Raw genomic sequence first — 14,923 nt, 5'->3', positions numbered from 1 at the left:
GCTTCATCCTTTCGAACATGCCAATCGCAGAAAACGGCATACGGCCGCCTCCTGCGACGGGTGTTGGATTCATCCTTCGTTGGTTTATTTGCCGTACCAATCGCCGATAATCATTTGGGCGACGCCGGCCAGCGCGCGGATCGTGATTTCCCCTTCATTGAAAAGATCGGCGGAGGCCACGCGGCTCCAGTTGCCGTCGGCCGATGTGATGCCGAAATATTTGGCCATGATCGACAGGTCCTGCACCGTAATGTTGCCCGTTCCCGGCACCAGCGTGATCAGCTTCGTTTTGAAGACCGCCACGGCATTGCCGAGCGCCGTTGTCGCTGCGTCAACCTGTGCCTGGGAAACCCCGGAGCTGTTTTTCACCGAAACGGCGGACTGGATCGCGGTTAGAAGCGCCGACTTGGCCGAAGCCGGATACTGTCCGATCTTTTCGCCTGCGGCGGCGCGGTCGTATACGTTCTGAGCCGAAGCGATGGCCGCGTTTAAGGCCGATTTATCCGCAGGAACGGACGGCACCGGAATGACAGCGTTTTTGAAAGCATTGACGGCGCTCGTCAAAGCGGCCAATGCCGCATTGATTTGCGTTTGGGTAGCGGATGCATCGTTGTAAACCGCGGTCGCCGCTTGAATGGCCGCAAGCAGGTCGGACTTGGCCGCAGGCGGATATTGCCCCGGTTCGGTGCCCGTTACGGCTTGGTCCGCAAGTTTTTGCGCATCCTGGATGGCTGCATGAAGCGCGCTGCGGTCAGCCGTTGCCACTTGGATCTGAACGGCTGCGCCGCCCGTGTCGATGTCCTGCGAAGCGCCGTCCGAGGATACCGTAAATGCCGTCACCGACAATTCCGCGCTGCCGGCCGCATCCTCCCTCAGCTTGCCATGCAGTTGAAACAATTCGCCGCTTTCTTTGACCGCATTCGCCTCCCCGGTGCTTGCCAGCAGCAGCCGGATTTGTCCCGCTTCCGGCTTGATGCCCGCCGCCAGCAAATTCAAGCCTTCCCTGGAAGAAGCGACCGCCCCCTCGGCGAGAACGGGACGGCCTTCCTGATCGGTTTGCGTTTCAAACGCCATCTTGGACGGATCGTATTGGATCGTGACGTCCATTGCGGTAAAGGAATACGTCAACGCGCTGACGCCAACCGCCACGTCGACGGGAGCCCCCGCATAAGCGGAAGCCGGCCCCGTCATCGTTGCCGCATTGCTTTTCTCCGGGCCCGCTCCCGCCGGCCGGATATCTTCCAGTTTCAGCAGCTTCAGCTGGTAATTGTTTTTGAAGATGGACGAAATGCCGGTGATGTCGACCTTCGTTCCTTCCGGAAACGACTGCTTCAGCCTATCCGCTTGAACCCCCGTGCGGCTGTCCACGCGCACACGGTTGGTCACGCTTCCGTTGACCAGGTCGAATTCCAGAGAACCGGTAACGGTCTGGTAATTCCGTACAGTCATATTTTTCAGGGTAATCAGCTGCCCTTGATTGCTGTCGTTCACCGTATCTTGAACGATGGGGGCCGGCGCCGGAATGCCCGCCGAATCGTCCAGCTTGGCAACCTGAACTTCGTTCATCAGCTCGGCCTCGGAGTTGAAGACCGTTTTCTGGGCGGTTATTTTGATTTTGTCGCCTGCGTGGAATCCCGTTGCCGCGCTTGGATAGACATAGATGCCGGCGGTTCCGTCCTGCAGGTAAAATCCCGATCCGCCGAATACGCCCGGTTCGGACGTGATGACGCCTTGTACCGTCACGTAGCTGTTGTCCGCAGCGGACCTGGCGTTTCGGATCGTGGTCAGCTCCGGAATCGTCACCACCGGACCGCTACCGCCGGAACCGTAAGAGCCTGCTTTATAGGTTGTAGGATCGTACCATTTATAGCCTGCCGCCGGTGTCGTCCAGGGCTCCGTGCCGGGGATTTCGGCCGAGGTCGCCGGTTCCTCGAGCGCTCCGAGCAGCGGCGTCGGCTCGTCCAGCGTAATGCCCCGGTTTTCAAACGTCTCGTAATCCTCGTGAACGGCCAGCCATTTTACGGTTTGCACGAGGAAGACGCCGTCCTGGGCTTCGCCTTTGAATCCGTCATAGGTTTTTTTCTTGCTGCCGTTGTCTTCGCGGACGTATTTCGGGCTCGCGTCCTCCACCGGCGAAGAGTCGCCGATGAACGCGGCTTTGCCTTTTCCCAGCTTGGCGATGGCCGCATACGGTCCTTCGGCTTTGCCGCCGTTTTTGTATACGCCCCCGGTAGGGAAATTTTTCTTGTCGCTGTTTTCGACCGCGTTGTTCCAGCCGGGCACGTTTTGCGGCAGGTATACGATCCCTTTGACCCGCTTCGGATCGAGGATGACCAGCGTCGAGCCGCTGTGCATTTCTACGTCGTTGACGCCTGCCGTGATGCCGAAGGATTGGTCGTATTTGACCGCATCCGTTTTGGTCACGTCGCCGACCGAATTATAGCGGAAACGGACCCCGAAGTTTTGCCCCAGCCAATCCGTGCTGGTTACGTCCCTCATCGCTCCCGACGCGGCTTCGGCGGCAGCCATGCCTTTGGTCGGGTCGCCGAAAGCTCCGCGGCGGTATCCGTTCATCACTTCGGAGGAATCCCAACGGTTCAGGTTCCGGTCGGAATTGTAATGGTCAGAGATGAAGAAAATGCTGCCGCCTTCCTTGACGTATTGCAGCATCGCGGCTTGCTCCGAAGCTTTAAAAGGAATGTTGGCTTCGCCGATGATAAACACGTCGTACGGCTTCAATTTGTTCAACGTAACGGTCGGTTCATCGTAGGCTTGGGCGCTCATCGGGAGCGTCCGTTCCAGCGCATCCACCTGAAAGTTCGCTTCCCTTAAGCCGTCCGCAAAATCGGAAAAGGCTCCGTCGATCACCCAATCGGCGGCGCCGGCCGTCTGCCCGTGGCTTTGGTCAAACAGCACCTTTTTGCCGGTTCCGTCGGGAAGCGTCGTAGGCACGCCGATATTTTCGCTGCCGGGATCGGACGGATTTGGCGTTCCGCCCCCGCTTCCGGGATCCCCGCCGCCGGACTCGCCCGATAACGTGATGGCCGTCGGGCTTTTGACGCCGAACATGCCGCTGTATGCCGTCAGCGTTCCGGTGACCTGAATCTTTTTGCCGAGATTGCCGGGATTGGTTTTGAGGCCGATCTGCGGGCGGTAGCTCGCCGTCACCTGGACGTCGATCAGCTTGTCCTTGCCCGTTTCGCCGGGGGAATCCGCGATCAGCACGTTTAAGTCGTCCTGAAAACCCGAAAAAAGGAGCTTCGAATTGTAGACCTCGCCGACGATATACCCTTCGACCGTGGCGGTTTCGCCGCTGTTGTTTTTGGCGATGGCCTCGGCCACGGTAAGAACGGATGATGCCGCCTGCGCAGGCAGACCGCCAAAAAGGGCGGACAACATCAGTATCAATGCAAAAAACGCACCGGCAAGCTGCCTGCTCCGGAATTGGAACGGAATGGCCGTTTTCATTTGCCTTACCTCCCCATGTTTTCTTGTCAAAATCGTTTTCCCCTTAAACGTAGCACCCCTGTATTATTGCAATTTGCTGAAACTGTAAAATTTTACACCTCATTCATAACATCGCCCCCAACCGATTGGTAGTTGGATTTTATATTAAAAATGAACGCCGCATAAGCGCCTTAATCCTTATCTTTGCAAAAAAAATACAGAGGTCTCGGGACATCCGAAACCTCTGCATGTCGATGAAATCTGGGAGGGGATCACTATGGCAAATATGAAAAGCGGCGCAATCCCTCGGATTTCGTATGTTGTTGGCGAACCGGCTTTGGCCCGGTATGCATGGATGTTTCCGCCGGATCCGCGGCCAAATCGATGCGGTATATGCCGTACCCGCGAGCGTCTGTCCGCCCCGTATACGCGATCCCCGGGAAGTCCTTCACGTATCGGGCCGCCTCGGGCGAACCTGCGAAGATGACGTTGACCGGTTTCCCGATAGGGCTGAAACTCCAGTTTTCCTCCGGTTCCGCGACGAGACTGCCTTGCTCCGCAATATAATCGATCAGCGCCTGACGGTTTTCGTCCGCCGAGTCCAGCAGCAGTTCCGCTTCGCGCAGGCCCGGCACGATGCCGCTGGACACGCGGTAATTGCTTGTGACCACGATCAACGGCTGCCCCGGTTCCACCGGAACCCCTTCATGCCGCAAGTCTTCGATCCGGCTCGCGCCCGGATTCAGCAGCGTGCCGTCGGGGCCGTATTTTGCCGGCCGGGCGACGTTTACGCGATACGTAACGCCGCCGATCACGTCAAAGTTGAAGGCGGGAAACGCCGGGTTCAAAAGAGGCTGCTCCGCGGTTTCGTCCGGGTCGATGCGATTGTAGATCCCCGCCGAGAACTCAAGCCATTCTTTCAGGGCGGCTCCGCTCAATTTGACGGCTTTGACGGTATTTTCGAACAAATACAGCTCCGAAGCGCTGCGGATGGCAACCGGTCCGGGCGGAATCTCCGCATAATCGTTCGGGCCGTTCCGTCCGGCTTTGAACGGCGACGAGGCCGCAAGCACGGGGAGATGCCGCAGATCCGGCGCAAACGAAGCGATCCACCGGCGGGCGTAATCCCTTTGGGCATGATTCAGCAGTTGCACGGAAGCATCCGCATGCACCAAGGAAAAATACGTATGCAGGGGAACCTCGGTCCGGCCGATGGGGGCGTTGGCATAAGCAACCGTTTGTTGATGCGCCTGCTGCAGCAGCGCGGCAATTTCGGCATCGGGTTCCGCGAACTCGCTGCCCTCCTTCCCGTCGCTGATCTCCCGTACCATCGCTTTTCCATGCACCGCCTGCCATTTTCCGTCCAGCCGCCGGAGCATCAAATCGATGATTCCGAGCATCGCCCCGCTATAGCCGGCCTGCACCGCCGGCAATCCGTTGATGGTCCCCTCCTGCCAGTCGACCGCCGGCAGCGGCGTTCCGTCCGCATGTTTAAAGGAAGCGTCCAAGGAAGCGAAATCCCTTGCCGGGAACGTCCGGTGCGTATGGGAAAACGCGATGGCGTCAATCCCCGGCACCAGGCTGAGGGGCAGCACCGCGTTTTCGGCATCGTGATCCTTCAAGGATACGCCGGCGTCAAAGCCGGTATGCGCCAGCGCAACAATGACGTCCGCTCCCTCCTCTTTCATGGCCGGAACCCATTCAAGCGCGGACAGGACCATGTCTTTGACCTGCACTTTTCCGGCCAAGTGGCCCTGGTCCCAGTCCAGAATTTGCGTCGGCGCGAATCCGATGAAGCCGATCCGGATCTCATGCGGCCGCCCCATCCCGTCGACGCAGGTTTTCGTCAAAATGACGTACGGCCGGTAGCGGTTGACGGCAAATTTCCTTCCCGCTTCCGCTTCATGCACGTATATATTGGCGTTGACGTAAGGAAAGGAAGCTCCCGCGACCACTTGATCCAAATATTCCAACCCGTAATTGAATTCATGGTTGCCGAACGTGGCCGCATCATATCCCATCGCGTTCATGGCGCGAATCGCCGGGTGAATCCAGTCCCCCGCCTTGAGCCGGTCCGGATCGACCCGTGCGGCAAACGTGCCGAGCGGCGTGCCTTGAATCAAATCCCCGTTGTCTGCCAGCAGCGCGTTTGCTGCTTCCGCCCTGGCCCGCTTCACCAAGGTCGCCGTCCGGACCAATCCGACCGCTGCATCCTTCCGGTCCCGGTAATAATCGTAATCCATCAAACAAGCATGCACGTCCGTCGTGGACATAATCCGCAGCTCGATGGACGGCTCGGCGTTTCTCCCTAAGCCGTCCGCCTGCGCATTCGGAATGCCATTCACGTTCACCACTCCTTTTCGCCTCTCCATTTGATCCTGGCTACGCCCATTATACCGTCCGCATATTAAACGGGGGTAAAATCGCCGCTTCCGGTTTTCTACCATATATAGGGACAGATTCGCAACCGCCCCGAGACCGGAAATGCGGCGGATCGGACGGATATTTTACGGCCAATCAACAAAAGTCGCCCTTTCCGTTAACCCTTGTTTCCCGCGCCTATGTTACGCTCATTCCTGTCGGACGGCATGCTCCGGCCGAAAAACCATAGAAAAATTCTGGAGGGGACCATCATGTTTAAAAAAGTACTTTCGATCGGCATGACGCTGGCGCTTGCAGCCAGCCTTGCCGCATGCGGCTCCAAAAGCGCCGGCAACGGCAGCGGAGACGCGGCTTCCGGCACCGCGGAAGCGGCCTCTTCCGGCTACGTGCCGAAAGAGCTGAACGTTCAGTTCGTGCCGTCCCAAAATGCCGATACGCTTGAAGCCAAAACCAAACCGCTCGAGAAACTGCTCGGGGACAAGCTGGGCATTCCGGTTCACGTTACCGTATCGCCGGATTACAACACCATCGTCGAAGCGATGGCTTCCAAGCAGGTCGACGTCGGCTTCCTGCCGCCGAACGCTTACGTGCTGGCCCATGACAACAAAAAAGCGGCCGACCTTCTGCTGCAAGCGCAGCGCTACGGCATCAAGGACGAAACCGGCGAGGACACGACCGAAAAAGTCGATTTCTACAAAGCGATGATCGTCGTGAAAAAAGATTCCCCGATCCAAAGCCTGAAAGACCTGAAAGGCAAAAAAATCGGCTGGCAGAACGTCACTTCCTCCGCAGGTTACGTCTTCCCGGCGGCCGAGCTGAAAAAAGAAGGCATCGACCCGGACAAGGACGTGCAGGGCGTAACGATCAAAGGGCATGACGCAGCCATCATGGCGCTTTTGAACGGTCAGGTAGACGCCGTCGCCGTCTTCCAGGATGCCCGCAATACGGTGAAAAAGGACGTTCCCGACGTATTCGAGAAAACCCGCGTCCTCCATTACACCGCCAAAATCCCGAACGATACCGTCAGCGTCCGCAGCGACATGGACCAAAGCTGGAGGGATAAAATCAGCCAGGCATTTATCGATATTACGAACGATGCAGAAGGCGCCAAAATCATCAAGGACATCTATACGCATGTAGGTTACGCCCCGGGCGACGACAAAAACTTCGAACCGGTCCGCGAATACGCCGAGGTCGTAGGCCAGGAAATCAAGTAACGCCGACTGTTCCGGCATATCCATACCTTTCTATCGGGCAGCACCGTCCATGAAGTCGATGGCGGTGTTGTTTCCCATTGCAGACGCCGGAACGCATTTCCATTCAAACCCATTACAGAAAGTTGGTTCGCCATGATCGAATTCGATAACGTAACGAAGGTTTATGCCAACGGAACGGTTGGACTCCGCAATATCAACCTCACCATCCGCGAAGGAGAACTTGTCGTCATCGTCGGCCTGTCCGGCGCGGGCAAATCCACCTTTTTGCGGAGCATCAACCGTCTGACGGATATTACCTCGGGAGACATCCGGGTGAACGGCCAATCGGTGACCCGCGCCTCCGGCAGCCAGCTCCGCCGCATCCGGCGCGACATCGGCATGATTTTCCAAAGCTTCAATCTGGTCAAACGGTCGACCGTCATCCGGAACGTCTTGTCCGGCCGGGTCGGTTACCATTCCACGCTCCGCACCCTGCTCGGCTGGTTCCCGAAACAAGACGTGGAGTTGTCCCTCGACGCGCTGCAGCGGGTCAATATCCGGGAAAAAGCATACGTGCGCTCCGATCAGCTGTCGGGCGGGCAGCAGCAGCGCGTCTCGATCGCGCGGGCGCTTGCGCAGGAAGCCCGGGTCATTTTGGCGGACGAACCCGTCGCTTCGCTAGACCCGCTCACCACGCGCCAGGTCATGGAAGACTTGAAGCGGATCAACCGGGACATGAACATCACCACGGTCATCAATTTGCATTTCATCGACCTCGCCCGGGAATACGCGACGCGGATCATCGGCCTTCGCGCGGGGGAAGTAGTGTTCGACGGCACGCCGGAAGAAGCGACCGACGAAGCCTTTGCCGAAATTTACGGCCGTCCCGTGCAGCAGGACGAGCTGCTGGGAGGAGCATGATGAAAACGACCGTTTCTCCCGCTTCGCTGAATCCGGCCGCTTCCGGCATGGAGCCGCCGCGCAAATACAAGCAAATTGCCGGATGGATCATTCTCGTCGCCGTCATCGTCGCCTGTTCGGTGCGGACGGAAGCGACCCCGTATCAGCTGATCGTCGGCTTGCCCCAAATGGGGAGCCTCCTGCAGGAAATGTTTCCGCCGGACTGGAGCTACCTGCCCACGATCTGGGGACCGATGATGGAAACCTTGCAGATCGCCATTCTGGGCACGACGCTTGGCGCTTTGCTCGCCGTTCCGGTTGCCCTGCTCTGCGCTTCCAATTTGGGCGTCAGCCGCTGGGTTTCCCTGCCGACGCGGATGGTGCTCAACTTGGTCCGTACCATTCCCGATTTGCTGTTTGCCGCCATATTCGTTGCGGTATTTGGCATCGGGCCGTTTGCAGGCATGCTGGCGCTCGTGTTTTTCTCGTTCGGAATCATCGCCAAGCTGACCTTCGAGGCGATCGAAGCCATCGATCCCGGCCCGCTTGAAGCGATGACCGCCGTGGGCGCCAACCGGCTGCAGATCATCATGTACGGCGTCGTGCCCCAGGCTCTGCCTTATTTCATGTCCTACCTGCTTTATACCTTTGAAGTCAACGTGCGGGCGGCAGCCGTTCTCGGACTTGTCGGGGCCGGAGGCATCGGCCTGCTGCTCGACCGTTCGCTCGGCTTGTTCCGTTATGACCGGGCCGCGATCATTATTTTGCTGACGCTTGCGATCGTGCTCGTCATCGATTACGGAAGTACGATGATCCGGAGGAAACTGCTATGAAATCAAACACGACGCCCGTGACCGGAAAAGCTTCCGGCTCCGCGTTCCGTGCGCGGATTCGTTTCGCGCTGACCGCCTTGATCGTCATCGCGGTTTATTACTGGTCGATTCAAGGAATTCGTTTTGAAGGTATTCAGGGTACGGCGGGGACCGTGTCCAAGTCCATCCTGCAGGGTTTCCTGCACCCGGACTGGTCCTTCGTCTATATCCCGGAGGGAGAGGATTTGCTTCGGGGGCTGCTGGATACGCTGGTCATTTCCATTCTCGGGACGGTGGTCGCCGCCGTCGTTTGCATTCCGTTCGCCTTTTGGGCGTCCACCAACATGAGCAGGCGGCTTGCCGTCTCCGGCAGCGGCAAAATCGCGCTGAGCGTCATCCGCGTGTTTCCGGAGATCATCGTCGCGATTTTGTTCATCAAAGCGGTCGGCCCCGGCTCCTTTGCCGGCGTCCTCGCGCTGGGCATCCACTCGGTGGGCATGCTCGGCAAGCTGTATTCGGAAACGATCGAAAACATCGACCGCGGGCCGCAGGAAGCGTTGATCGCCTCGGGCGCCAACCGCCTTCAGGTCCTTCGTTACGCGGTGCTGCCGCAGGTGATCCCGCAGTTTCTTTCTTATTCGCTGTACCGGTTCGAAATCAACATCCGCTCGGCCACGACGCTTGGCCTGGTCGGCGCGGGCGGCATCGGGACGCCGCTGATCTTTGCGCTCCAGGTTCGGAACTGGAACCGGGTCGGCATCATATTGCTCGGTATTATCGCGCTTGTCGTACTGACGGATCTGGTATCGGGCTGGCTCCGAAAACGGATTACGTGAGCCCGCATCCGCACGTTTTTTGCAATCATAGGGCAATCCCCGAAATCCCGGCCCTAAAAAGGACTGTTCCAAGGAAAATCTCCGGAGCAGTCCTTTTTCGCGTCTCGTAACCTATTCCGAACGTCATTTATTGTCCTGCGCAGTAAGGCTTCGGGAATGTTCCCGTGCGCAATTCGGATGGAATAAGGGATATATACCGCGGGGACTTTTACAATTTTATCCACCCGAATAAAAAAACGAACGCCGCACTCCCAATGGAATACGACGTCCCCTCTTCCCGTTACCTCATTTGATCCGTTTGCTTCATGACCTGCATGTACCGGATCAGCTCCGCTTTTTGCTGCTCGATCGCCCGCACCCGTGTGGCCAAACCGGTAAAAAAGGCTTCCACGTATTCGCGCGTCACGTTCGCCGATTGCCCGTTCCAATCGCTTAGCCTGGCGTACAGGCTCCGGGCTTCCTGCTCGTCGGCCTGAATACGGGCAAGCAGCCAGCTCAGTTCCCGCTCCGCCTGCTCCAGATCGCCCAGCTCTACAAGGATTTCGCTCATGTTATCCCTCCGCTTCGAAAGCTTATTGCATCAATTGCGGGCCGGAAGCATCGGCCTGGTGGAATTGCTCGGCCTTCGATTTGATGAACGTGAGAAACTGCGTCGTCTGCTCGACATGCCATTTCGTCAGCCCGCTGACCGAAGCGTCCAGCTGCGCCACGATCGGCTGCAGCCTGCGGCTGTGGCTGGACTGGGTATATTTCATCAGCTTTGCCCTGACCGCCTGCATGTCGGAGCTGATCTGCTGGGCGTTTTGGCTCCATTTTTCGGCGACGCTTTTCAGCTCCTCCGGCGTCACGCGGATCATGCCTTTGCCCGCGCTCATGGCCGCCGCGAGTCCCGTTTGCATCGCAAGCCCGATCGGCGCCATAAAGGCGCTTGGAATCCCGAGCGCCTCGGCCAAAGACAGCGGCGCCCGCGGCGACCCTCCGACATATTCTCCGGTTTCTCCGTCATACAGCTTGTTTTCGATATATCCGTTCTCGTCGAATTTGTAGCGTTTCAGGCCATGGTAATAAGGACCGCCCAGCGTGTTTTTGATCTTGTCGATGACGCCGACCCCCTCGTTGGCATCCTCGTAGTTGGAGTCGATGTAATACGTCGAGCCGACGTGCCGGTCGTAACCTCCCAAGGTGCCGCTGGCGATGATATCGCCGGGATGGGCGTAATTGATGATTTGCGAATCGAATTCCCCGTTTTCCGCTTTGCGTCTGGCGCTGCTGGTCAAGCTCCCCATGACGGAAGGCGCGCTGAACGTAACCGCCGATAATCCGGTATAAGCTGCGGCGTACTGCGCATTGGCGCCTCCAAGCGAATGTCCCGTCAACGAAAAATTCAAGTCTTTGTATTTGCTTTTCATTTCATTGGCGTAATCTTCGGCCTGATACAGCTGCTTGTCGCCGTCAAAAAATTTGTCCACGGCTTTGCCGGCGTCGCCCAACCAATCTTTGGCCTTGGTAATGCCCAGATTATCTTCGATTTGCTGCACCTTGTCGTCCCACGGCATTTTCACCTCGAAGCTTTTGTCCAATTTCCGATCCAGCTCCCGCAGGCCGATGCCCCCGTCGGTCACGTAGTCAGGCAACGCATCCTTTAACGGTTTGCCGCCTTCCGTTCCGCGGTAAGCGATGACTGCCTGCTTCGTTTCCGGGTTGTAAAACGTGACCGCGTCAAAACCCGAAGAATCGTCGTTGGCCGCATCCTCCAGCACTTCCCAGCCCGGCAGCTCCTGCGGCTTGCTCCCTTTTTTCAAATCGGAGTAGGCGAGATCCGACATGGTTTTATACATTTCGTCCGTGATTTCAGATCCTTTGCTCAAACGTGCTCCTCCCCCCTCGGTTCATCCGAACGTGCCCGCGTCCTAGTTGGACGCATCCTTTTTCGCGAAGGGATCGATCCCTTTGGCGCGAATGGCCTTTTCAAGCTCCGGGCTCATGACGAAGTTGGTCGTTTTTTTGTCCTCGTAATCGACCGCGATGTTGAAGCTTTCCTCCGGCTTGCCTTTGACGTGGCCTTTCATCGTAATTTTTGGCGTTATGTATTCGTCCAATTTTTCCTGATCCGTGATTTCCACGTCCAGTCCGTATTCATCCTTGAAATACTGGATGGCGAGATTTTTGGCCTCCTGCATTTGGCCGTCGTTTTCCGATTTGTTCACGCTTTGACAACCTCCCAATAAAACGATCGTAAACAGCATAAGAGCGATAGACCGGAATAAGCGAGAAATAACCATCAGTCCCCTCTAACCCTTTTTCTAAAAATTAAACATGATTCCCTACCATTAATCCAGTTTCTTGAAAAAATCAGGAAATTATGACCACTCGCAACCGAAAAACATGACCTAAAGTCCATATTAAAATCGGCCTAATTTCCATAATATGAACCTATGGGCGGCCGGATGACATTTCGTAAAACCCCTTGCGCAAGGCCCAAAGCCGCCGATCGGGCAAACCGTAAAGCAGGTTTTGCTTGCAGCGCTCCCGCTTCCGCACAAAAAAGCCGAGGAAACGATTCCTCAGCTCATGTTTTTTCCGTAATAGATTTCATCCATCTCCTGCGTGATCCGTTCCGTGATTTCCTTCTGCTCCCGTTCGCTTAATGCGCCTTTGGTATATCCGAACAAATAGTTGTCCAGGTCGAACTTTTTCAGCTTGCATTTGGTATGAAATATATGCTCCGGGTAGACGTTGACGTCGATCATGTGGTAGAGGTCTTTGACGTTGTCCGGGATGTAATTCTGGATCGAATTGATGTCGTGGTCGATAAACAGCTTATGCCCCGTAATATCCCTCGTAAACCCCCGCACCCGGTAATCGATCGTCATGATGTCGGTGTCGAAGGAATGGATCAAATAATTCAGCGCCTTCAGCGGGGAAATTTCCCCGCAGGTGGATACGTCGATATCGGCACGGAACGTGCTGATCCCGTCATCCGGATGATATTCGGGGTACGTGTGGACCGTAATATGGCTTTTGTCGAGCGACATGACGACCGATTCGGGCAGCGGCCCCGGCGATTCCGCATACGACTCCTTCGGCACCTCCACCACGGGCCCCTCCGATACGAGAATCGTGACGCTCGCGCCTTGAGGGACGTAATCCTGTTTGGCGATGTTCAGCACATGGGCGCCGATAATGTCCGAAACCTGTTTTAAAATGGCCGTCAAACGTTCCGCGTTATACTGCTCGTCGATATATTCGAGGTACGCTTCCCGCTCATCCTTGGTCCGGGTATAGCAGATATCGTACATGTTGAAGGCCAACGACTTCGTCAGATTGTTGAATCCATGCAGCTTGACGTGCTGCTCCGGTGCTGCCATGCATCATTCACCTCGCTGTTTCTTTTCAATGCCTAATATTCCCTGATCCAGCCCGGATATCCGTGATGGATGGTCCTTCTATTACATTTCATTACCCGAATTCCTCCGTTTCAACCCTTCCGGCCGTCTCGTCCAACGCCAAAAACCGCCCCGCAGTTCGCGGGACGGCTTCGATGGCGCCGTATTACGGGGCAGGTGCATTGCATCCGCCTGCTTCATCGACGGGAGAGAAGGACGGAATGCAAGGGCTGCTCTTTTCGTTACGGCAGTTTCGGCGTGTTTTTCGGAACCGTTCTTGCTTTCGTTGCTTGTTCGAAGGCATAAGCCAGGTTCAGCAGCTTTTGCTCGCTGTATGCCGGTCCGAAGAATGAAATGCCTACCGGCACGCCCGCTTCCACGGTACCCGCAGGGACGGTGACTTCAGGGAATCCGGTTGCCGACGCGACGTAACTTGCAGCGTAGGTGTCGTACGCCGTACATACGTAGGTCGGGTCTTCTTTGTCGAACCGGTTGGATGCCGGGCAGGACATCGTCGGGAATACGATCGCATCCAGCTTGTTCTTTTTCATGATGTCCATGATTTCTTTGCGCGTTTTGGGAATTTCTTGGTGCACGATTTTTTTGTATTCTTTCGAATTCAGCGTGTCGGCTTTGGCAAGCGCCGTTTTGAGGCCTTCAAGACGTGCCGGGTTGACCGGCGTCGCCGAATTCATCACTTCGGGCGACTCGCTGATGGCGATGACTTCCTGCAGCGTTTTCGGCCCGCCGGCAGGCAGCATGCCCAAATATTTTTCGAATTGGGTTTTGAATTCCGCATCGCCTACAGGCCCGAGAATCGGCGTCCACAAAAATTTCGTCTGGGCGGAATACGATACCGGCACGGCGACGGCTCCCATGCTTTGCATTTTGGCGATCGCCTGTTTCGTGATGGAATCGACCTCGGCATTGTCGCCGAAGAAATCGGTGGCTACGCCGATGCGCGCATGCTTCAGCGAGGAAGCATCCAGGGACTTCGCGTAATCCTGCACGGCACGATGGGCGGTTTGGGTTGCTTTGTCGTTTTTGTCCGTTCCCGCCATGACGCTCAGCACGATGCCGGCGTCCTTCACGCTTCGCGCCAGCGGTCCCGTCACGTCAAGCGACAGGGCGGACGGCACGACGCCGCTGCGGCTGGTCAGCCCAAGCGTCGGACGAATGCCCACAAGACCGGTAACGTTGGCCGGGCCGCGAACCGAACCGGACGTATCGGTTCCCAGACCGAAAACAGCAAAGTTGGCCGCGACCGCCGCGGCGCTGCCGCTGCTGGAACCGGAAGCGTCGCGGTTCAGGTTATACGGGTTGAGCGTCAAGCCTCCCATCGAGCTGTATCCCAATCGGCCGTAGGAAGCGGCAAGCTCGGACATGTTCGTTTTGGCGATGACGATCGCCCCTGCGTCGATCAATTTTTGCACGGTAAACGCGTTTTTGGACGGGTAGTCGTTTTTCAGCGCTACCGATCCGGCCGTCGTCGGCATGCCGACCACGTCGAAATTGTCTTTGACGACGAACGGAATGCCGTGAAGCTGGCTTCTCGGCCCTTTCGTTTTGCGCTCCGCATCCAGCTTTTTGGCGGTCTCCAAGGCTTTGTCGTTGACCGTAATGATGGAGTTGATGGCGGGACCTTGCTTGTCGAAGGCCTCGATGCGTTTCAGATAGTATTCGACTAGCTCCTCGGAAGTGATTTGGTTCGTATCCAAAGCGTTTGCGATTTCGTCGATGCTTTTTTCGAACGGATCAAACGCCGGTTTTTCTGAAGCTTCCGCATGTGCTTGGTTCCATGGCAGCAGGGCCGCTACGAGCAAAATGGCCAGCAGCGCTTTGAAATGAAAATGCTTTTTTCTCACGTTGTCATACCTCCTGATGTCTTTTGTCATTGGCCGTAGTTCTTACAGCATGATTTCTCTCCCAACCTATTTATCGTTATTTACCTACGTTTATTGAAT

Annotated in this window: 11 protein-coding genes; 4 read left to right on the top strand and 7 right to left on the bottom strand. The window is 56.7% G+C overall.

What is annotated here, in order from left to right; genetic code table 11:
• Positions 1 to 84: 84 nt before the first annotated feature.
• Positions 85 to 3,468: a DUF6359 domain-containing protein gene (locus tag KI367_RS21230; protein WP_212952100.1), complete on the bottom strand. Its 3,384-nt coding sequence runs from the start codon at positions 3,466 to 3,468 to the stop codon at positions 85 to 87.
• A gap of 254 nt (positions 3,469 to 3,722) precedes the next feature.
• The gene (locus KI367_RS21225) at positions 3,723 to 5,801 is read right to left on the bottom strand and encodes a bifunctional 2',3'-cyclic-nucleotide 2'-phosphodiesterase/3'-nucleotidase (RefSeq protein WP_246537158.1); all 2,079 of its coding nucleotides are present in this window, start codon (positions 5,799 to 5,801) and stop codon (positions 3,723 to 3,725) included.
• 279 nt (positions 5,802 to 6,080) lie between these two features.
• Here KI367_RS21225 and KI367_RS21220 point away from each other — a divergent pair, with 279 nt between their 5' ends.
• The 4 genes from KI367_RS21220 to phnE (KI367_RS21205) all read left to right on the top strand — a co-directional run bounded on the left by KI367_RS21220 (position 6,081) and on the right by phnE (KI367_RS21205) (position 9,573).
• Complete coding sequence (locus KI367_RS21220; RefSeq protein WP_212952098.1) at positions 6,081 to 7,046, top strand: phosphate/phosphite/phosphonate ABC transporter substrate-binding protein; 966 nt, start codon at positions 6,081 to 6,083, stop codon at positions 7,044 to 7,046.
• Positions 7,047 to 7,178: 132 nt separating this feature from the next.
• Complete coding sequence (phnC, locus tag KI367_RS21215; RefSeq protein ID WP_212952097.1) at positions 7,179 to 7,946, top strand: phosphonate ABC transporter ATP-binding protein; 768 nt, start codon at positions 7,179 to 7,181, stop codon at positions 7,944 to 7,946.
• Entirely contained in the window at positions 7,943 to 8,758 is an 816-nt protein-coding gene (phnE, locus tag KI367_RS21210) for a phosphonate ABC transporter, permease protein PhnE (RefSeq protein WP_373316250.1), read from the top strand. The genes phnC and phnE (KI367_RS21210) overlap by 4 nt, the downstream gene beginning before the upstream one ends.
• Entirely contained in the window at positions 8,755 to 9,573 is an 819-nt protein-coding gene (phnE, locus tag KI367_RS21205) for a phosphonate ABC transporter, permease protein PhnE (RefSeq protein WP_052147120.1), read from the top strand. Before phnE (KI367_RS21210) ends, phnE (KI367_RS21205) begins: the two co-directional genes overlap by 4 nt.
• A 280-nt stretch (positions 9,574 to 9,853) precedes the next feature.
• Here the strand turns inward: phnE (KI367_RS21205) and KI367_RS21200 are convergent, their stop codons facing one another.
• The 5 genes from KI367_RS21200 to KI367_RS21180 form a co-directional block, all read right to left on the bottom strand.
• The gene (locus KI367_RS21200; protein ID WP_212952095.1) at positions 9,854 to 10,123 is read right to left on the bottom strand and encodes a hypothetical protein; all 270 of its coding nucleotides are present in this window, start codon (positions 10,121 to 10,123) and stop codon (positions 9,854 to 9,856) included.
• Between the two features lie 22 nt (positions 10,124 to 10,145).
• Positions 10,146 to 11,411: a Tle-like phospholipase domain-containing protein gene (locus KI367_RS21195; RefSeq protein WP_212952114.1), complete on the bottom strand. Its 1,266-nt coding sequence runs from the start codon at positions 11,409 to 11,411 to the stop codon at positions 10,146 to 10,148.
• Positions 11,412 to 11,483: 72 nt separating this feature from the next.
• Positions 11,484 to 11,780, bottom strand: coding sequence for a hypothetical protein (locus KI367_RS21190; RefSeq protein WP_156124631.1), 297 nt, complete (start codon positions 11,778 to 11,780; stop codon positions 11,484 to 11,486).
• A gap of 357 nt (positions 11,781 to 12,137) precedes the next feature.
• Positions 12,138 to 12,941, bottom strand: a complete 804-nt coding sequence (speD, locus tag KI367_RS21185; RefSeq protein ID WP_036712195.1) for an adenosylmethionine decarboxylase — start codon at positions 12,939 to 12,941, stop codon at positions 12,138 to 12,140.
• A 260-nt stretch (positions 12,942 to 13,201) separates the two neighbouring features.
• Positions 13,202 to 14,824 (bottom strand): amidase family protein, encoded by a 1,623-nt coding sequence (locus KI367_RS21180; RefSeq protein ID WP_212952094.1) that lies wholly within the window; start codon positions 14,822 to 14,824, stop codon positions 13,202 to 13,204.
• Positions 14,825 to 14,923: the final 99 nt, after the last annotated feature.

This window comes from Paenibacillus cookii (genome assembly GCF_018333375.1).
In the GTDB taxonomy this organism is placed as follows: domain Bacteria; phylum Bacillota; class Bacilli; order Paenibacillales; family Paenibacillaceae; genus Paenibacillus_AQ; species Paenibacillus_AQ cookii.
The sequence above is the reverse complement of the archived record's forward strand: the minus strand, read 5'-3'. Positions and strand labels throughout refer to the sequence as shown.